This is a genomic window from Novosphingobium sp., assembly GCF_040079535.1.
Lineage (GTDB): Bacteria > Pseudomonadota > Alphaproteobacteria > Sphingomonadales > Sphingomonadaceae > Novosphingobium.
Genome location: NZ_JBEBKB010000008.1, coordinates 71,495 through 90,597 on the forward strand (window position 1 = coordinate 71,495; position 19,103 = coordinate 90,597).

17 protein-coding genes are annotated in these 19,103 nt (G+C 61.3%); 11 read left to right on the top strand and 6 right to left on the bottom strand.

The window, feature by feature from the left end; translation table 11 throughout:
• The first annotated feature begins 106 nt into the window (after positions 1–106).
• Positions 107–2,086: a tetratricopeptide repeat-containing sulfotransferase family protein gene (locus ABL914_RS04555; RefSeq protein ID WP_391561971.1), complete on the top strand. Its 1,980-nt coding sequence runs from the start codon at positions 107–109 to the stop codon at positions 2,084–2,086.
• Here ABL914_RS04555 and ABL914_RS04560 read toward each other — a convergent pair whose 3' ends face one another.
• From ABL914_RS04560 to ABL914_RS04575, 4 genes are read right to left on the bottom strand one after another with little or no spacing between them, the layout of a single operon-like run.
• Complete coding sequence (locus ABL914_RS04560; protein WP_391561972.1) at positions 2,087–3,148, bottom strand: alpha/beta fold hydrolase; 1,062 nt, start codon at positions 3,146–3,148, stop codon at positions 2,087–2,089.
• Positions 3,145–4,554 (bottom strand): purine-cytosine permease family protein, encoded by a 1,410-nt coding sequence (locus ABL914_RS04565; protein ID WP_391561973.1) that lies wholly within the window; start codon positions 4,552–4,554, stop codon positions 3,145–3,147. Before ABL914_RS04565 ends, ABL914_RS04560 begins: the two co-directional genes overlap by 4 nt.
• Before the next feature lie 38 nt (positions 4,555–4,592).
• Positions 4,593–6,071: a carnitine 3-dehydrogenase gene (locus ABL914_RS04570; protein WP_391561974.1), complete on the bottom strand. Its 1,479-nt coding sequence runs from the start codon at positions 6,069–6,071 to the stop codon at positions 4,593–4,595.
• A 1-nt stretch (position 6,072) separates the two neighbouring features.
• Entirely contained in the window at positions 6,073–6,963 is an 891-nt protein-coding gene (locus ABL914_RS04575; protein ID WP_391561975.1) for a 3-keto-5-aminohexanoate cleavage protein, read from the bottom strand.
• A 105-nt stretch (positions 6,964–7,068) separates the two neighbouring features.
• Here ABL914_RS04575 and ABL914_RS04580 point away from each other — a divergent pair, with 105 nt between their 5' ends.
• The 6 genes from ABL914_RS04580 to ABL914_RS04605 all read left to right on the top strand — a co-directional run bounded on the left by ABL914_RS04580 (position 7,069) and on the right by ABL914_RS04605 (position 12,362).
• On the top strand, positions 7,069–8,004 hold the full coding sequence (locus ABL914_RS04580) for a GlxA family transcriptional regulator (RefSeq protein WP_391561976.1): 936 nt from the start codon (positions 7,069–7,071) through the stop codon (positions 8,002–8,004).
• Positions 8,005–8,013: 9 nt separating this feature from the next.
• The gene (locus tag ABL914_RS04585) at positions 8,014–8,913 is read left to right on the top strand and encodes a homocysteine S-methyltransferase family protein (protein ID WP_391561977.1); all 900 of its coding nucleotides are present in this window, start codon (positions 8,014–8,016) and stop codon (positions 8,911–8,913) included.
• Positions 8,914–8,942: 29 nt separating this feature from the next.
• Complete coding sequence (locus ABL914_RS04590; RefSeq protein ID WP_391561978.1) at positions 8,943–10,025, top strand: CaiB/BaiF CoA transferase family protein; 1,083 nt, start codon at positions 8,943–8,945, stop codon at positions 10,023–10,025.
• 72 nt (positions 10,026–10,097) lie between these two features.
• Positions 10,098–10,898, top strand: coding sequence for an outer membrane protein assembly factor BamD (locus ABL914_RS04595; protein ID WP_391561979.1), 801 nt, complete (start codon positions 10,098–10,100; stop codon positions 10,896–10,898).
• 60 nt (positions 10,899–10,958) lie between these two features.
• On the top strand, positions 10,959–11,852 hold the full coding sequence (locus ABL914_RS04600; RefSeq protein WP_391561980.1) for a D-2-hydroxyacid dehydrogenase: 894 nt from the start codon (positions 10,959–10,961) through the stop codon (positions 11,850–11,852).
• A 66-nt stretch (positions 11,853–11,918) separates the two neighbouring features.
• The gene (locus ABL914_RS04605) at positions 11,919–12,362 is read left to right on the top strand and encodes an RrF2 family transcriptional regulator (RefSeq protein ID WP_391561981.1); all 444 of its coding nucleotides are present in this window, start codon (positions 11,919–11,921) and stop codon (positions 12,360–12,362) included.
• On the opposite strand, the gene ABL914_RS04610 is transcribed toward ABL914_RS04605, so the two are convergent.
• Positions 12,322–13,416, bottom strand: coding sequence for a glycosyltransferase family 4 protein (locus tag ABL914_RS04610; RefSeq protein WP_391561982.1), 1,095 nt, complete (start codon positions 13,414–13,416; stop codon positions 12,322–12,324). The two genes, ABL914_RS04605 and ABL914_RS04610, sit on opposite strands and share 41 nt — an antisense overlap.
• Positions 13,413–14,291 carry a UDP-2,3-diacylglucosamine diphosphatase gene (locus ABL914_RS04615; protein ID WP_391561983.1) on the bottom strand — a complete coding sequence of 293 codons (879 nt, stop codon included), beginning with the start codon at positions 14,289–14,291 and terminating at the stop codon, positions 13,413–13,415. Before ABL914_RS04615 ends, ABL914_RS04610 begins: the two co-directional genes overlap by 4 nt.
• A gap of 149 nt (positions 14,292–14,440) precedes the next feature.
• On the opposite strand from ABL914_RS04615, the gene recN reads away from it, so the two are divergent.
• The 4 genes from recN to ligA form a co-directional block, all read left to right on the top strand.
• On the top strand, positions 14,441–16,105 hold the full coding sequence (gene recN, locus ABL914_RS04620) for a DNA repair protein RecN (protein ID WP_391561984.1): 1,665 nt from the start codon (positions 14,441–14,443) through the stop codon (positions 16,103–16,105).
• Entirely contained in the window at positions 16,102–16,488 is a 387-nt protein-coding gene (locus ABL914_RS04625) for a putative quinol monooxygenase (protein ID WP_391561985.1), read from the top strand. Before recN ends, ABL914_RS04625 begins: the two co-directional genes overlap by 4 nt.
• Complete coding sequence (locus ABL914_RS04630; protein WP_391561986.1) at positions 16,485–17,171, top strand: GNAT family N-acetyltransferase; 687 nt, start codon at positions 16,485–16,487, stop codon at positions 17,169–17,171. Before ABL914_RS04625 ends, ABL914_RS04630 begins: the two co-directional genes overlap by 4 nt.
• Before the next feature lie 9 nt (positions 17,172–17,180).
• Positions 17,181–19,103, top strand: a 1,923-nt coding sequence (gene ligA, locus ABL914_RS04635) for an NAD-dependent DNA ligase LigA (protein WP_391561987.1), incomplete at its 3' end; no start/stop codon positions are given.

A 19,103-nucleotide genomic window follows, 5' to 3' on the forward strand; every position in this document is an offset into this window, starting at 1 on the left:
TGCTTCAACCCGCCGGGATTTTGATTTCGGGGCCCGTGCCCGCTTGTCGGCTTGCGCAGATGCCGCCATGGTGCCGGGCCCACCAAACTTAAAGAATTCGCTGAACGTGCAAAACGATCCCCTAGTTGAAGCAAAGCTGGCCCTAGCCCGCGGCGATATGGCGCAGGCCAGTGTGCTGCTGGCCGGTTTGATGGCAACGCGCGGCGATGATCCCGAAGTGCTCTATCTTGCGGCTGTGATTGCGCGGGCTCGGGGTGATTTCGATGCGGCGCACCGCTTGTTGGACCAGTTGATGACTTTGCAGCCGCAACTGGGCCGGGCGCATCAGGAACGCGGCCATTGCTTTCGCCAGCAAGGCCAGCGCGATGCCGCGATCGCGGCCTATGAACAGGCGGTAGAATGCAATCCGCTGCTAACCGCGTCGATCAAGCTGCTGGCGGTGCATTACCAGCAGGCCGATCCGGTCAGGGCCAAAGCGCTGCAGGATCGGCTGGACGATGTTGAAGGCCATCCGCCTGAAGTGTTGGCTGCGCTCTCAGCCTATTACGATCAGGATTACACGCTGGCCGAAGCGCGGGTGCGCGCGTTTCTGCTCAAGGTGCCGGATGAACCGGTGGCGATGCGGTTGCTGGCCGAATTGGGCACGCGGCTGGGCGAATATGAGGATGCAGAGCTGATCCTTTCGAAGTGCAAGCAGTTCAGCCCAGACTATCTGCATGCCCGGTTTGACTATGCCGAGGTGCTGAGCAAGCGGTTCAAATACGATGCAGCGCTGCGCGAGGCTGAGGAACTGCTGGCGCTGGAACCAGCCAATCCGCAATTCCTGATGCAACGCGCCAACCTGATGCTGCACACTGGCCGGACCGAGGATGCTGCCGCGCAATATGCGCTACTGCAACAATCCAGCCCTGATAATGCAACCGTCAGCCTGACCTATGGGCACGCGCTCAAAACCCTGAGCCGGATCGATGAAGCGGTTGCGGCTTACCGCCAGGCCTATGCGGTGCGGTCTGATTTTGGTGATGCCTATTGGAGTCTTGCAAACCTTAAGACCTACCGTTTCACCGCAGCCGAAATGGCGGCGATGGCGGCCGAGGAGGCGCGCGAGGGGATTGCGGTGGATGATCGGATCCACCTTTGCTTTGCGCTGGGCAAGGCACTGGAAGATGCGCAGGACCATGCTCGCAGTTTTGAATACTACCAGCGCGGCAATCAGTTGCGGCAGGGGGTGGTGGGCTATCGGCCCAAAGCGATCACCGCAGAGTTTGATCGACAGATCCAGCATTGCAATGCGGCCCTGTTTTCCGGCACTGTCGGCGCTGGGTGCCCGGCCGATGATCCGATATTCATCCTGGGCTTGCCGCGCGCGGGATCAACGTTGCTTGAGCAGATCCTGGCCTCGCACAGCCAGGTTGAAGGGACCACCGAACTGCCCGATATCATGGCGATCGCCAGCCGGCTCAACGGGCGTTTGGGGCAGGACGATGCGGATCGCTATCCCGATAATCTTGGCGAACTTTCGCGCGATCAGCTGGCCGAACTGGGGCAGGGCTATATCGATTCCACCCGGGTTCATCGCACCGAAGGCAAGGTGCGGTTTATCGACAAGATGCCCAACAATTTCCGCCATATCGGTCTGATCCATCTGATCCTGCCCAATGCCCGGATTATCGATGCCCGGCGCGAGCCGCTGGCCTGCGGGTTTTCGGTGTTCAAGCAGCTATTCGCAGCCGGGCAGGACTTCTCGTATGATCTTGGTCACATTGGGCGCTACTATGCAGACTATCTGCGGTTGATGGCGCACTGGGATGCGGTTCTGCCGCCCGGCCGCGTGCTGAAAGTGCAGCATGAGGATGTGCTGGACGATCTGGAAGGCCAGGTCCGCAGGATCCTTGATTATTGCGCGTTGCCGTTCGAGCCGGCCTGCCTTGAATTCCACAAGACGTCGCGCGCTGTGCGCACCCCCAGCAGCGAACAGGTCCGCCGCCCGATCAACCGCGACGGGACCGACGTGTGGAAGGCCTATGATCCTTGGCTTGGCCCGCTGAAGCAGGCGCTGGCCGCGCGGCCCGAACTGCCGGGCTAATCAGCCGCCGTTTTGCCAGGCGCAAACGCCCAGTGTGCGGCCCTTGGCCAGCCGGTTTGGATCGAGCTGGCCTTTGACCAGGTGGGCGCGGCCTGAATCGCAAACCAATGTGCTGGCCCCGTAACCCGCAACATCAAGCATCACCTGATCCCAATGCCGGTACTGCACATCATGCCCTTCGCCAGGGTATGATCGAAATGTGACAGCACCTTTGACCTTGCTGGCCCAATACTGCCCATGGCTGGGCGGCACCGCCGGATCGGCCTCTCCATAATAGAAAAAGGCCGGGGCGCTAAGCGCAGAAACATCGGCGGGCGGGGCGCAGAACCGCTTGTATTCGCGGGCCACGCCGCGCGGATCACCGTTTTGTCCGGCCATAAAGAATGCCCGCGCGCCTTCATCGGCCGTGCGATCGGTGAAGCCGCGAACGTGGGCTGATACACCGTCTTTGGGCATTTCCCACCAGACCCGCGGCGCGGCTATTTGCGGGCCAAGCTGCGCAGCAAAGGTGGCCTCGTCTTGCTGGCACCGTTCAACATTGGCCTGCGCCGATGAAACAGCCGCCAGCATGTGCCACGATGAAATCCGCGTTGGCATGGCCTGGACAATATGGCCAGCATAGGCCCCGCCGCCCGATATCGCGACCAGCGAAAAATTGCCTATCCCCAGCTGGCCCAGCACCTGGGCGACCTCGCTGTTGTAATCGGCAAAAGTCCATTTGGGATCGAACGCGGTATCGCCCAGCCCATTGCGTTCTACCGCCACGATCCGCAGCTTCAGCCGTTTGCGCATGGTATCAAGAAAGGCGACCAGTTCGGGCGCGCGGCCACTGGTGCCAACCCCGCCGATGAACAGGATTGGCCGCCAGCCCTTTTCCCCGGTGTCTGTAAAGTGAACCTTGCGGCCTTCCTTGCTTACCAGGCTTTGCACCGGGGTGCCGATTGAATCGAACCGATCTGGAAATGCGATCGGATTTGCCGCCGTTGCTTTGGCCGCAGGTGGCTTGGCCAGGACCGGCGAGGCCAAGGCCGCCAGCGCGGCCAATGTTGCTAGACGTTTCATCGTACCGGCTCCGTTTCAAGATTGCGGTCAAGCGCTTCGATCTGCTCCAGCTCTGCAGGCAGGTTCAGATCGCGGCACAGCCACAAATAGACTGCGGCCGAAACTGGCAGGCCGATCAGCATCGAAATATCGGCTTTGCCCAGTGCCTGGGCGATCGGTCCAACATAAAGCCCGGTTTTGAAGAACGGGATCATCGCTGCAAAGCCCACCGCATATGCTGTCAGCCCGCGCCAGTTCCATTTGCCATATAGTCCATCGGCCATGAACATCGCCCGGATCGAATAGCGCCCTTTGCGCACAAAGAAGAAATCGACCAGATTGATCGCGGTCCACGGCGTGAATAGATAGCCCAGCACACCCAGGAACGATTCAAAACCGTGCAGAACGTTGCCGCTGACCACCAGCGACAATGATAGCGCCATGGCGAATACCGCCAGCAACGAAGCTATCCGCGCCTTCACCCCAAGCTTAAGCGTGGTCAGGCTGTCGACTACACTCAGCAAGGTCAGCGATGCGCCATAGAAATTGAGCGATGTGATGGTGATCAGGCCCAAAAAGCTGGTCACCAGCATCACCACGCCGAACCCGGGATAGATCGCGTCTGAACTGTCACGCAGCGCAGCAACGATGCCATCCGGGCTGGCAAAAGCGGCGGCGGCAAATGTGCCAACCAGCATCATCCATGCTCCGCCCACGAAAGCGCCCCAGAACGTCCAGAAGAAGCTTTCGCGAATGCCAACGTCCTTGGGCAGATAGCGCGAATAGTCTGAAACATAGATTGACCAGCTGAGCTGATAGGCAGCAGCAGCGAAGAACTGCACCAGGAACGGGGTCGGCTGGAATTCGCCCGGCACCAGCAGCGTGCCCAGATCAACGATCCCGAAAGCGCCGATGGTATAGACCGCCAGCACCGCCAGCATGGCATAGGCCAGCCAGCGCTGGGCCTTGTGGATCAGATCATAGCCGATCACGGCCACCGCAACCGCGATCAGCGAAAAGACGATCACGGTCGGTCCATGGGGGAAACCGGCCAGCTCCTTCAGCGTATCGGCGGCCAGCGTCTGGTTCAGGGCATTGAAGCCGATGTAGGTAACCAGGGCCACAACCCAGACCAGCAGCGCACCCAGATAGCCAAATTGCGGGCGTGACTGGATCATTTGCGGCAGGCCAAGGTGCGGCCCCTGGGTGCAGTGGAAGGCCATCAGCACGGTGCCCAGGATGCACCCGCCGGTTACCGCAATGGCCGACCAGAACAGGCTGAGCCCGGCTGCAACGCTGATCGCGCCGGTGGCCAGCGTGGCCAGGTGCGCATCACCTGTGAACCATACCGGCCACAAGTGCCAGACCTTGCCGTGACGCTCCGCCAGGGGGACGTAGTCGATAGATCTCGTTTCGATCAATGCCACTGGTTTGCTCCCCCCGTGTTGTTGTTGCTGCGCCAGGCTTACCCCGGCATACGGATACTTCGGCCCGCGCCTTCGGGTGGTGCCAGATGTTGCTGGGCTGCGGCAAGCCCTTGCATGGCCTGCGTGATGTGATCCGGGGCAGGTGCCGATTTTTCGGCCTTGGCATCAACGTGGACCAGCATGTGTTCCGCAGTTGCGATCAGCGCGCCGGTTTCAAGGTTGGTCATCGCGTGAAACAGGTGGAGCCGCTTGCCATCCGTGCCCAGCACGCGGCTGCGCAGCTCCACTTTCTGACCCAGCCGGGCCTGGCCCAGATGCCGGATATGGGTTTCCACTGTGTAAAAGCTGAACCCGCTGGATACGTAATCCGGCCCGGCACCAGTCCGCGCCAGCACCACATCGGTCGCATCACCGAACAGCTTGAGGTAGCAATGTTCGGTCAGGTGATCGTTGTAATCGATCCATTCGGGCAACACGGGCGTGTGCCCGGTCAGCACGTGCCCATCGCCGCAATCGCTGCCCAGTTTGACAGCTTCCTTGCCTGTCAGGCTTTCGCGATAGGCCTTGGCCACCGCGCCCGCGGCGAAATCGTTGCGTTCCAGCGCATGCATGATGTCCACCAGGCAGGAATCGCGCAGCGCCTCGTATTCACGCAGACCAATTCCTGCGGCCTGTTCGTCTGATTGGTCGGAAACCTTGTCGATCAGCTCGCCCGTCAACTTGGGGCCAACCAGCTTGGTCCAGGGCCATTCCATCGAAGGGCCGAACTGGTGCAGGAAGTGCCGCATCCCGGCTTCTCCGCCAGCCAGCCGGTAGGTCAGGAAGGTGCCCATGAACGACCAGCGCAGCCCTGCGCCAAATCGGATCGCGTCATCGATTTCAGCCGCGGTGGCGATGCCATCATTGATCAGCCACAACGCTTCGCGCCACACCGCTTCAAGCAGGCGATCGGCGATGAACCCATCGATCTCGTGCCGCACATGCAGCACCTTCATGCCAACGCGGGTATAGAGCGCGCTGGCAATCTCGATCGTTTCGGCGCTGGTCTGATCACCGCCGCACACCTCCACCAGCGGCAGCAGATAGACCGGATTGAACGGGTGGCCCACGACCAGCCGATCAGGCCGGCGCATTGCGCTTTGCAGCTTGCTGGGCAGCAAACCTGATGTCGATGATCCGATGATAGCATGCGCAGGCATGGCGGCATCGATATCGGCCAGCACGCGCTGTTTCAGGTCTTCGCGTTCGGGCAGGCTTTCCTGGATAAAATCGGCGTCTCTGGCCGCTTCCTCCATGCTGACGGCAAATGTCAGATTGCCTTCGATCGGCAAGGCCGCACCGTGCAGGCGGATCTGCGCGCGGCGCGCATTGGCGATCACTTCCTGCGTTTTGCGCTCTACCTCGGGATCAAGATCAAACACCGAAACATCGATCCCGCCCAGCAGGAACCGCGCCGCCCAGGCCGCGCCGATCACCCCGCCGCCAACGATCGCTACCTTGCGTATTTCGCTTGCCATATCAGCGCTTCACCAGTTTGAGTTTGGCGCGGACAGCTTCGGGGCCCATGATCTTCGCGCCCATCCCGGTCAGGATCTGGACCGCGCGTTCAACCAGCTGGCCGTTCGATGCGAATTGGCCCTTGCCAAGGTAAAGGTTGTCTTCCAGCCCAACCCGCACGTTTCCGCCTGCAAGCGCGGCCATCGCAACAAATGGCAGTTGGTTGCGGCTGATCGAAAATCCGCTGAAAACGGCTCCTGGCGGGATCTGGTGAACCATTGCCATTGTGGTCAGTGGATCGTCCGGCGCGCCATAGGGGATGCCCAAGCACAGCTGGATCATCACCGGATCATCCAGCAAGCCGTCGCGGATCATTTCCTTCACGAACACCAGGTGCCCGGTATCGAACACCTCCAGCTCTGGCCGCACCCCCAGGCGCTGCACTTCGGCGGCCATGGTCCGCAGCATGCCGGGCGTGTTGGTCATCACGTAATCGGCTTCGGCAAAATTCATCGTGCCGCAATCGAGCGTGCAAATCTCGGGCAGCAGCGCCTGTACGTGGAGCAGCCGTTCCATCGGCCCAACCATGTCGGTTCCGGCGGGATCGAGGGGGAGGGGGCTTTCACCCTGGCCAAACACCATATCGCCGCCCATTCCAGCGGTGAAATTGATGATCACATCGACATCGCTGGCGCGGATCCGCTCCTTTACTTCGCGATAGAGTGCAACATCGCGGCAGCCTTTACCAGTTTCGGGATCGCGCACATGGATGTGGGCAATCGCCGCGCCAGCCCTGGCGGCCTCGATCGCGGCATTGGCGATCTGTTCGGGGGTTACCGGCAGATCGGGGTGGATCCCGGCCGTATTGCCTGATCCAGTGACGGCGCATGTGATGAACGGTTCGAAATTCATGGGTTCTCTCCCTGGGACAAAGCTTAGCACGGGCTTAGCTGCTCAAAACAGCATATTGCGGCAATTCATTGCATTTTACGACATGGTGCGCTATCGCCGCTGCCAATGCAAAAGTTCGCGTTTCTGCTGCTTCCGGGTTTTTCGGCGATCGCCTTTTTTTCGGCGATTGAGCCGCTGCGGATCGCCAATCGGCTTACCGGGAAGGCGCTGTTTGGCTGGAGCATCCACACCCCCGCCGGCGACCACGCCGAAGCATCGAACGGGATGCAAATCCGGGCTGATGGACCGCTTGATGAACGCGCCGAAACGCTGGTGGTTTGTGCAGGGTTTGATCCGCTGCGGTTGGCCGATCCGCGCCTGCTGGCTGCATTGCGGCGGGTCTGGCGTTTGGGCGGCAGTGTTGGCGCGATTGATACCGGTGCATTTTTGCTCGCTGAGGCGGGTATCCTGGGGCGCGAGGCGATTACGCTGCACTGGGAGGCCGCCGACGCCTTTGCCCGGCGCTATCCGCAGATCCCGGTTTCGGGCGAATTGTTTGAACGCCATGCCAGGCTGTTCACCTGTGCGGGCGGCACCGCGGCGATGGATCTGATGCTGGAAACGATCGCAGCCAGTCACGGGCAGGCCCTGGCCCGGTCTGTTTCAGATCAGTTGATCCACGAACGGATCCGCGGCCCCAGCGATCCGCAGCGCGGCGACGATCCGGCATTGGCCGGGCATCCGCTGATTGCCCGCGTGGTGCGGATCATGAAGCAGCATCTGGCTGAACCGCTCTCGCTTGAACAGATTGCCGCCCTGGCCGGGCTCGACCGGCGAAGGATAGAACGTCAGTTCCGCTCCGCGCTCGGTTGTTCTCCGGCCTGGCATTACCGCGATCTGAGGCTGCGTTTCGCCGTTTCGTTGATTCAGCAGCAAGGGCTTTCGGTCCAGGCGGCGGCCTTGGCCTGCGGCTATTCTTCGCAAGCTGTATTCAGCCGGGCCTGCAAGCAACACTTCGGGGCCAGCCCCCGCACGGTTGCCCAGCGATCCGGCAGCAGCTAGGCAGCGAGCATGATAACGATCCTTGATGGCGGCATGGGCCGCGAACTGCAACGCAGCGGTGCGCCATTCCGCCAGCCCGAATGGTCGGCGCTGGCCTTGATCGAGGCACCCGATACTGTTGCCGAAGTCCACCGGGCCTATGCCCGCGCCGGGGCGCAAATCATCACCACCAACAGCTATGCCCTGGTTCCCTTTCACCTGGGCCAAGAACGCTTTACCAGTGAAGGACGCAGGCTTGCTGCCCTGGCCGGAGAGATGGCGCTGCAGGCCAAAGCTGATTTCCCCGGCACGCAGATCGCCGGCAGCTTGCCCCCGGTTTGCGGATCCTATCGGCCCGATCTGGTGGACGAAGCCGCAGCAGCCCCGATCCTTGCCGAACTGGTCGCAGGACTATCTCCGTATGCCGATTTGTGGCTGGCCGAAACGCTGTCATCGTTGACTGAAGCCCGATTGGTTGCCCGGCAGTTGGCGGGTGATCCGCGTCCGCTGTGGCTCTCGTTCACACTGGCAGACGGTCTGGGCGAGCGGGCGGAGCCGGGCAATTTGCGTTCGGGTGAAAGCATCGAGGCTGCGGTTGCAGTTGCAAATGATCTAGGCGCGGCGGCCCTGCTGTTCAATTGCAGCCAGCCCGAAGTGATGGAACAGGCGCTGCACCGGGCGTCATTGGCGGCAAGCCATCTGAATGCAGCGTTTGAGCTGGGCGTCTATGCAAATGCTTTTCCGCCCCAGGCAGAGGATGCCGCGGCCAACGATGGCCTATCGCCGTTGCGGTCTGATCTGGATCCGCCAGGCTATCTGGGTTGGGCGCAAAACTGGGTTGATGCCGGCGCCAGGATCATCGGTGGGTGCTGCGGTATCGGCCCCGAACACATCGCTGTTCTGGCCGAGCGACTGCGCTGCGATAACTGACCCGAACCAAACAAAGGGCGAAACGACGGATGGGCAAACTCAGCGGAATTAAAGTGGTCGATCTCTCGGTATTTCTGCCGGGCCCGATGATGACCATGATGATGGCCGATCAGGGCGCTGAGGTATGGAAGATCGAAAGCCCGGCCGGTGACCCGGCGCGAAGCCAGGAGCCTTCGGAGGCCGGGCAATCGGTGTGGTTCCGCAATCTCAATCGCGGCAAGAAGAGTGTTGTGCTCGATCTCAAGACCGATTCAGGCAAGGCGCGGCTGTGGGATCTGATCGAACAGGCCGATGTTTTTGTGGAAGGCTTTCGCCCGGGTGTGATGAAGCGGCTTGGGTTCGATTACCTGGCGGTTTCTGCCCGTAATCCGGGTATCGTCTATTGTTCGATTTCCGCTTTCGGGCAGGAGGGCGAATTGGCGCACCATCCGGCGCATGATCTGGCCACCCAGGCACTGGCCGGGTTTCTTTCGGTCAATGACGGGACCGATGGGACGCCCGTGGTGCCGGGCGTGGCCGCCAGCGATATGGCAGCCGGCCTGACCGCGCTTTCGGCAACGCTGATGGCGCTGATCGGCCGCGAAAAAAGCGGTCGCGGCGATTACATCGATTGCGCAATGTTTGACAGCCTGCTGCCGTGGTGTGCCCATACCATGGGGCTATCGATCGCCGGGGCAGAGCCGCCACGTTCTGCCACGCAGCGCTCACTGGGCGGGGCGGCATTCTATCAAGTTTATGAAACCAAAGACAAACGTCACGTAGTATTGGGTGCGAGAGAGCTTAAGTTTGCCAGCACCTTGCTGACCGCGCTGGGCCGGATGGACCTGTATCCGATTGCCGAGCTCCCCGCTGGCGAGCAAAACGTGCTGATCGCATTTCTGCGCCAAACTTTCGCCACCAGATCGCGCGACGATTGGGTAAGTTGGTTCGCCGACAAGGATGTAGCGTTCGCGCCGATCCTTGATTTTCGCGAGGCTTTTGCCCAGCCGCACGTAGCCGAGCGCGGGCTGTTGGTAGAGTTCGAAGGCGGGCACATGATCGCGCCGGCGATCCGCTTTGTCGGAGAGAGCTGGCAGGCTTGCTCTGCCCCGATGTTGGATGCCGATCAATAGAGCGGCAATCCAGAGCAAAACAGGTGCAACTTCACTTGGCGTTCAGGCAAGCTCTGGTTATAGGCGTCGACCATGGCTGAACGTTCCCCGTCTAAGATCGCCCTTTGCGCTGCCGCTGTTGCTGCGCTGATGCTCACCGCCGGCTGCGCCGGAGGGCGGGGCGGGCCCAAGGATACGGCCTTCATCGCGCGCGATGTCGATACGCTTTATGCGGCGGCCAAGGAACGCCTTGATCGCGGCCAGCCGATGATCGCGGCCGCCCTGTTTGACGAGGTGGAGCGCCAGCATCCCTATTCACCCTGGGCCCGCCGCGCCCAGTTGATGAGCTCGTTTTCGTATTATCTGGCCAAGGATTACAACAAATCGATCCAGGCTGGGCAACGCTTCCTTTCGATCAATCCGGGCAACCGCGATGCGCCCTATGCCTACTATCTGATCGCGCTATGCTATTATGAGCAGATCAGCGATGTTGATCGCGATCAGAAGATCACCTTGCAGGCCAAGTCCGCGCTCAACGAAGTGGTTCGCAGATTCCCCAACACCCGTTATGCCGCCGATGCGCAGATCAAGCTTGATCTGGTCAACGATCATCTTGCGGGCAAGGAAATGCAAATCGGCCGGTACTATGAAAAGACGGGCAGATGGCTGGCCGCCTCGCTGCGCTTCCGCAATGTGGTGCAGAATTATCAGACCACCAGCCATACTGCCGAAGCCCTGTTCCGGTTGGTTGAAACCAGCCTGGCGCTGGGCGTGCCGGATGAAGCGCTGAAGTATGCCGCAGTTTTGGGTGCAAATTATCCGGGCAGCAAATGGTACGAAAAGGCCTATGAGCTGCTCCAACGCAAGGCCCCGGCCGCTGTTGGCGCCAAATAGGACTTGGTAACAGATCCGTTGCTTGTCCAAACCGTTCTTCCTGATCTGCTGCGGCCATTGGTGGAAAGCCGGCTGCCCGGCTGGGTAGCGCCGCACTGGTATGCCAACCGCCATCAGGCGGTTGAACTGGCCGATCAGGCCGAAATCGGCTGGTTTGATTTTTTTGATCGGCAGGCGATGCGCAGTGCAATCGAGGCTGCGACCCGGCTGAAGTGGCTCAATTCGCTGTTCGCCGGGGTTGAGCAATTTCCGCTTGGTCTGCTGCAGGAACGCGCGGTGATGCTGACAAACGGTGCCGGGATCAACGCGATTCCGATTGCCGAATATGTGGTGATGATGATGCTCAGCCACGCCAAGGGCTATCGCGATGTGGTGCGCGCGCAGGATCGGCATGAATGGCTCCAGGATTCGCCCGGCAAGCGCGAGCTTTACGCCAGCAAGGCCCTGATCCTTGGCTATGGTGCGATCGGCAAGGAAATCGCGGTCCGGCTGGAAGCCTTTGGGGTGGAGATCACCCGGGTCAGTCGCAGCGCGGCACCTGGCACACTGGGCCCGGATCAATGGCGCGGCCAGCTCGCCGAATTTGACTGGATCGTTCTGGCAGTGCCTGCCACTCTCGAAACCAACGGCTTGATCGGCGCCGCCGAGCTTGCCGCGATGGGGCCGCAGGCGGTGGTGGTCAACATCGCGCGCGGCAGTGTGATCGATCAACCGTCGCTGGTTGCGGCGCTCGCCGAAGGGCGGATTGCCGGCGCACTGCTTGATGTCACCACCCCCGAACCTTTGCCGCAACTGGATCCGCTGTGGGATCATGCTGAAGTGACCATGCATCTGTCGGGTCGGGCGCAAAGCATGGCCTTGCACCGCGCCGCCGATCGGTTTGTGGCCAATCTGGCTCGTTATGAAGCGGGTGAATTGCTTGAACCGCTAGTCGATTACACATGCGGCTATTGATCCGGGCGAGATTTCTACTCCCCAGGTTGACATTTCGTTCAGGGCAGGGCTCTATGAGTGCTACCCATGCTTTCGCAAAAGACCCGATATTCGATCCGCGCGCTCCAGCACCTTGCCGATATGTGGCGGCAGGGGCCGCAACGGCTCGATTCAATCGCCGAAGCGCAAAACATTCCGCGCAAGTTCCTGACTGTCATCCTTTCGGAAATGGTTCGCGGCGGATTGGTCAATTCTACCCGCGGGCGCGATGGCGGGTATGAGCTGGCGCTTAGCCCGATTGATATCCGCTATGGCGATATTATCCGATTGACCCGCGGCAGCCTGGCACTGGTTCCCTGCGCCAGCCGCAATGCGCATGAGCATTGCCAGAACTGCCTGCCCGAAACCGAGTGCCGGCTGCGCGGACTGATGCTGACCCTGCGCGACGAAATGGCTGCCATGCTCGACAAGGTCACCCTTGCCGATCCGATTATGCTGGAACCGCCGTTCGCTGATCCTGCTGGCGGATAGCCTCGTGCGCGGCCCAGGTGGTCGCGTCATCCAGTGCGGCAACGAATTGATCGGTGGCGCGGTCCCATGAATAGCTCGCGCCGATTACTGCTGCGGCCAGCGGATCAAGCCGAAGCGCCTTGCGAATCGCCAGCCCCAGATCGTGTTCCAGCGCGCCAATAGCCGCGGGAAGCGTGTTATCTGGCCCGCGGCCATTGATCCCGATGATATCGAGCGGCCCCTGAACCGGCAGCGCGGCAACCGGCAACCCGCAGGCCAAGGCCTCAATCAGCACCAGTCCGAATGTATCGGTGCGGCTGGGGAATACGAAAACATCGGCCGAACAATAGGCCTGGGCAAGCCGCTCGCCCGAAAGCGCGCCCAAAAACGTGACATCGGGAAAGCGGGCCTTTAGCTTGTCCAGATCCGGGCCATCGCCAACAACGACCTTTTGCCCCGGAACATCTGCCGAAAGAAATTCGGGCAAGTTCTTTTCAGCGGCAACCCGGCCAACATACAGCAAGACCGGTCCAGCCATCGCGGCCAATTGCGGCAGCGGCGCATGACCGGGGCGGAACAGATCGTTATCAATCCCGCGCGACCATAGCCGCCATTGCGGCAATCCCCGATCGGCCAGCTCTGCGCCCAGCGTTGGGGTGGATACCAGTACAGCACGGGCCGGTGCGTGAAAGCGCCGCATCAGTGGCCAGAACCGCTCCGCACTCAGCCCGGTACGGATTGAGGCATAGTCGGGAAAGCGGGTGTGGAACGCGGTGGTAAAGGGCATTTGATTGGCCAGGCACCAGCTTCTTGCGCTCCAGCCGATCGGCCCCTCGGTGGCGATATGAACAATATCGGGCGCAAATTCGCCAAGCGTCCGCCGGGTGCCATTGCGCGGGGCCAGGGCCAGACGAATCTCGCTGTAGCCCGGCATCGGAATCGTCCGAAATTGCTGCGGGGTAACCAGTTCAACCTCGTGGCCGCGCTCTGTAAGCTTTGCCACCGTGGTTGAAAGTGAACGAACCACGCCATTTATCTGCGGGTGCCAGGCATCAGTGCAAATTGCTATTCTCATGCCGGTTCCTTTTCCTCAGGCTGGGGTTGCAAAATAACGCCGGGTTGGTTTCGGGCTGCGTCAACGCGGCATTCCTCAGCCCAGTCAACCAACGACATCGCACCGTCAGCGGCTTCGACCAGCGCAGTGCAGCTTTCCACCCAATCACCATCGTTGTAATAGGTTATGGAGCCGATCTGGCGGATTTCGGCTGAATGGATGTGGCCGCAAACCACACCGTCAACGCCGCGTTCGCGCGCGGCGTGGGCCACGGCCTCTTCAAATTCACCGATAAATGCAACCGCGTTCTTGACCCGCTTCTTCAGGTATGAAGACAGCGACCAATAGGGCATGTGCAGCCGCCGCCGCACCCGGTTCAGCACTACATTCAGCCCCAGCAGGAATGAATAGGCCGCATCGCCCAGGAAAGCGAGCCAGCGGTGATACAGCACTACCACGTCGAAGGCATCGCCGTGCGTCACCAGCAGCCTGCGACCATCGGCGGTCTGGTGGATCGCCTCAAGCGCAACCTCAACTCCGCCAAAAGTCATTCCGGCATAAGGCCGCAGCATCTCATCATGGTTGCCTGCAACCAGCACCACCCGGGTACCGCGGTGGGCCAATTTGAGCACGCGGCGGACCACTTCGTTGTGCGCATCGGGCCAGTACCAGCCTTTGCGAAGCCGCCATCCATCAACCACGTCGCCAACCAGATAGAGCGTGTCGCATTCTATGGCCCGCAGGAAATCAAGCAACAAAACCGCGTTGCAACCGCGCGTGCCAAGATGGATGTCGGAAATCCAGACGGTCCGATATTTACGCTTGGGCCGGAATGCGCGCGGCTCTGGCAGGTTGAGCCAATCGGGCAATTTTCCTTCGATCGATCTGTCGCTCATTGCCCAAATCCTTGCAGCTCCATTGCCGCCGCAAATAGGCTTGGCACGTTGCACCCGTGTGGCGATCTGGCGACAGTTTGGTTACGGTGGGAACATCGCGCACAAAGGGGTGACTTCGCCCGGCGCGCACGATAGAACAGTGCGCGAACATGCTTACTTCGCTCGCCATTCGCAACATCGTGCTGATCGAAGCACTGGACCTGTCGTTCGGCGATGGGCTGGGTGTGCTGACGGGTGAAACCGGGGCCGGCAAATCAATCCTGCTCGATGCGCTGGGACTGGTGCTGGGCGCGCGCGCCGATAGCGGTCTGGTGCGCGGCGGGGCCGATCTGGCCAGCGTTATCGCCACGTTTGAATTTGAAAAATTGCCGGCCGCAATCCAGTCCGCCCTGACCGAGGCTGAGCTTGATATTGATCCGGGTGAACCGCTTATCATCAAACGCCGGGTCAAGGCAGATGGCGGATCAAAAGCCTTCATCAACGATCAGCCGGTTGGCGCGGCTTTGCTGCGCGAACTGGGGGCATCGCTGGTTGAATTGCACGGCCAGCATGATGATCGCGGGCTGGTAAATCCGCGTGGCCACCGGCTGTTGCTCGATCGGTTTGCCCGATCAGACAGCGATGGCCTGGCTGGGGTCTGGGCGGAATGGCGCGCCGCGCTTGACCGGCTGGATGCTGCACGCGCGGCGATTGCCCAGGCAGCGGCCGATCAGGATTTGCTGATGGCGCATCTGGCCGAGCTGGCCGTCCTGGCGCCGGTTGAAGGGGAGGAGGCAGACCTCGCCGAAACCCGCGCCGTGATGCAAAAGGGGGAACGGCTGACCGGCGATCTGGAGGAACTGCGCAAGCTTTGGGCTGGTTCCGATTCGGTGCTGGCTGGCCTGCGCAGTGCGGCGCGGCGGCTTGACCGGATTGCCGCCGAGCACCCGCTTTTGGCAGATGCGCTTGCCTCGCTTGACCGGGCGGTGATTGAGGCGGCCGAGGCTGAAGACAAATTGGAGCGCGCCGGCGCAGCCCTGACCCACGATCCCGTGCGGCTTGATACAATCGAAACCCGATTGTTCGAACTGCGCGCAATAGCCCGAAAGCATCATTGCCAGGTTGATGATCTGCCGCAGACCATGCGAACAATGCGCGCCCAGCTTGATGCGATTGAAGGGGGCGAGGCGAATGTTTCTGCGCTGGAGAAAGCCGCAGCTCAGGCGGGTGCGGCTTTTCGTGTGCAAGCCGAGGCCTTGTCCAAGGCCCGTAGCGAAGCGGCCTTGCGGCTGGACCGGGCGGTGGCAGCCGAGCTTGCGCCGCTGAAGCTTGATGCCGCACGCTTTCGCACCGCAGTCACCCGGCTTCCAGAAGAGCAGTGGGGCCCTGCCGGGATCGACCGGGCCGAATTTCTGATCTCAACCAATCCCGGTGCAGATTTTGCGCCACTCAACAAGATTGCCTCTGGCGGCGAACTTTCGCGGTTCATTCTGGCGCTCAAGGTTGCACTGGCCGAAGAAGGCGGTGCGGCGACCGTGATTTTCGACGAGATTGATCGCGGTGTGGGCGGGGCCGTGGCCAGCGCGATCGGTGAGCGGCTGGCGCGGCTGGCGAGCGGCGGGCAATTGCTGGCAGTCACCCACAGTCCGCAGGTGGCGGCGCGCGGGCATACCCATTATGTCATCGCCAAAAGCAGTGAAGGCACGGTTACCCGAACTTCGGTTCACCGGCTGGACGCGGCCGGCCGACAGGAAGAGATCGCCCGGATGCTGTCAGGCGCAGAAGTAACGCCAGAGGCGCGTGCGCAGGCTGATAGACTCCTGGAGGGAGTGTGAGCTGTGCCCGCCGTGAATTTATCGGCAGTGCTGCGCTGGCGCTGCTTGTGCAAGGATGCGTAACCCCGATGGAAGAAATTGATACCGCCCAGCCGCTCTATGGCTTGATTGGCCAGATGAAGGCCGCACCGGGCACGCGTGATGAATTGATCGGCTATCTCCAGGCCGGAACGCGCGGCATGCCAGGCAATCTGGTCTATCTGATCGCCAAGGATGCCGGCGATCCGGATTCAATCTGGATTACCGAAGTATGGAAGGATCAGGCTTCGCATCAGGCCAGTTTGGCGCTTCCCGATGTGCAAGCGGCGATCGCCAAGGCGCGGCCAATTCTGGCCGGATTTGGCACTCGGGTAGAGACTGTTCCGTTGTGGAACCCGGCTTGAACCTAGCCGCGCTTGATCGTCCGGCCTGGGCAATGCTTACCGGACGGCAGGCGCATCTGGCGCTGGGGGATGATCGTGCGGTGCGAATTGAGCCGAGTTACGGGCCGTTTGCTGCGGCCCGTGATGGATCGGTTCTGGCTCAGGCGGCGCTTGCGGCATTGGTCCAGCCTGGTGAGCAAATCTGGCTGATCGAACCTGAAGCGGTTTGCGCACCGCCGGGGCTGGCTGTGGTTCGCACTGCACCGCTGCTGCAGATGATCGCACAAAAGCCAATGCCGCTGCAAGGCGGTGATGAAGAATGCCAGGTGCTGAGCGAGGAGGATGCCGGGGCGATGCGCGAATTGGCATTGGCGACCGAGCCGGGCCCCTGGGGGGACAAGACCCGGCATTACGGGGGATTCTATGGTATTTTCCGGGAAGGGCAGCTGGCCGCAATGGCCGGCACACGGATGCGGCCTGCGCCCGGAATTGCAGAAGTTTCGGCCGTGTGCACCTGGCCGGAACACCGCGGGCAAGGGCTTGCTGCGCGGCTGATCCGCCGGGTTATGGCCGATTTTACCCAGGCCGGTGAAACCCCCTTCCTCCACTCCTATGCCGGCAATGCAAAGGCGATCGGGCTTTACGAAACTCTCGGGTTTCTGGGCCGTCGCAGCATGGTGGTGACTGTGCTTGAGAGGCGCTAGGAACGGAATATGGGATTCGAACTTTCCGAAGCGGACGCGGCCAATGAACTGATGCGCCTGGCCAAAGCCATTGCCCATCACAACCGGCGCTATCATGCCGACGATGCGCCCGAAATTTCCGATGCCGAATTTGATCTTCTGGTGCGGCGCAATGCTGAACTGGAAGCGGCATTTCCGCGCCTGATCCGCGATGACAGCCCCAGCCGCAGTGTCGGTCATGAGGTTGCCGCTTCGCCGCTGGCCAAAGTAACGCATGAGCAGCGGATGATGAGCCTCGACAATGCGTTTTCGGATGACGACCTGACCGATTTCTTCGCGCGGGTGCGGCGTTTTCTGGCATTGGACGAAGGCGCGCCATTGGCTTTCACGGCCGAAGACAAGATCGACGGGCTATCGTGCTCGCTGCGCTATGAGCATGGAAAACTGGTCCGCGCAGCCACGCGCGGCGATGGGCAGGTGGGCGAGGACGTTACCGCGAACGTTGCCACGATCGCCGACATTCCCCAGCAGCTAAGCGGAAATGTCCCTGATTTGTTTGAGATACGCGGCGAAGTTTACATGTCGAAGCAAGATTTTGCCGCGCTCAATTGTGCGCAGGAAGCAAAATCTGACAAGGTCTTTGCCAACCCGCGCAATGCTGCGGCCGGATCGCTGCGGCAAAAGGATCCGAACGTCACCGCCAGCCGGCCGCTGCGGTTTCTGGCGCACGGCTGGGGCGCCACTGCGGCGCTGCCCGAAGCAACGCAGGCGGCGATGATGGAGCGGATTGCCGGATGGGGCGTACCTGTTTCACCGTGGCTGGCACGGTTTGGTGATCCGGCAGCCTTGCAGGACCATTATCGCCGGATCGAAGCGGAACGGGCCGATCTGCCCTATGATATCGATGGTGTGGTCTACAAGGTTGACGATCTGGCGTTGCAAGACCGGTTGGGTTTTGTTGCCAAGGCCCCGCGCTGGGCAATCGCCCGCAAGTTTCCGGCGGAACGCGCCGAGACGACACTGGTAGGGATCGACATCCAGCTGGGCCGGACCGGCAAGTTGACCCCGGTTGGGCGGTTGACCCCGGTGACCGTAGGCGGCGTGGTGGTCTCCAACGTCACGCTCCACAATCGTGACGAGATTGCGCGGTTGGGGGTTCGCCCGGGTGATCGGGTGGTGATCCAGCGGGCCGGTGATGTGATCCCGCAAGTTGTCGAAAACCTGACCCGCAACGTGCCGCGCGATGCCTATCTGTTTCCCGATCACTGCCCAGACTGCGGCAGCGAGGCGGTGGCTGAAGACGGCGAAGTTGATGTGCGCTGCACTGGCGGGCTGATTTGCCCGGCACAGCGGACCGAACGGCTGAAGCACTTCGTTTCCCGGGCCGCGCTTGATATTGAGGGGCTGGGCGAGAAGACCATCGACGAATTTTTTGCAGCTGGCTGGCTGGAAAGTCCGGCCGATATCTTTCGGCTGAAGGCCCGGCGCGATGCGATTTTGGGGCGCGAGGGCTGGAAGGAAAAATCGGCCGATAATCTGCTGGCCGCGATCGAGGCGAAGCGCACGCCAGATGCGGCGCGGTTGCTGTTTGGCCTTGGCATCCGGCATGTCGGCGCGGTGACAGCGCGTGATCTGCTCAAGCGGTTTGTCACATTGCAGGGCGTGCGCCAAGCCGCGGTGGACGGCGCGCGTGAAGCCCTGACCAGCATTGATGGCATTGGCCCGGCAGTGGCCGATGCTCTGGGTGATTTCTTTCACGAGCCGCACAATGTTGCGGTGTGGGAAGACCTGCTGAGCGAAGTTGCACCGCCGCCCTATATCGTTGAAACCAGGGACAGTGCCGTGGCGGGCAAGACCGTGGTTTTCACCGGCGCGTTTGAAACGATGAGCCGCGATGAGGCCAAAGCCCAGGCCGAACGGCTGGGCGCCCGCGCAGCCGGAACGGTCAGCGCC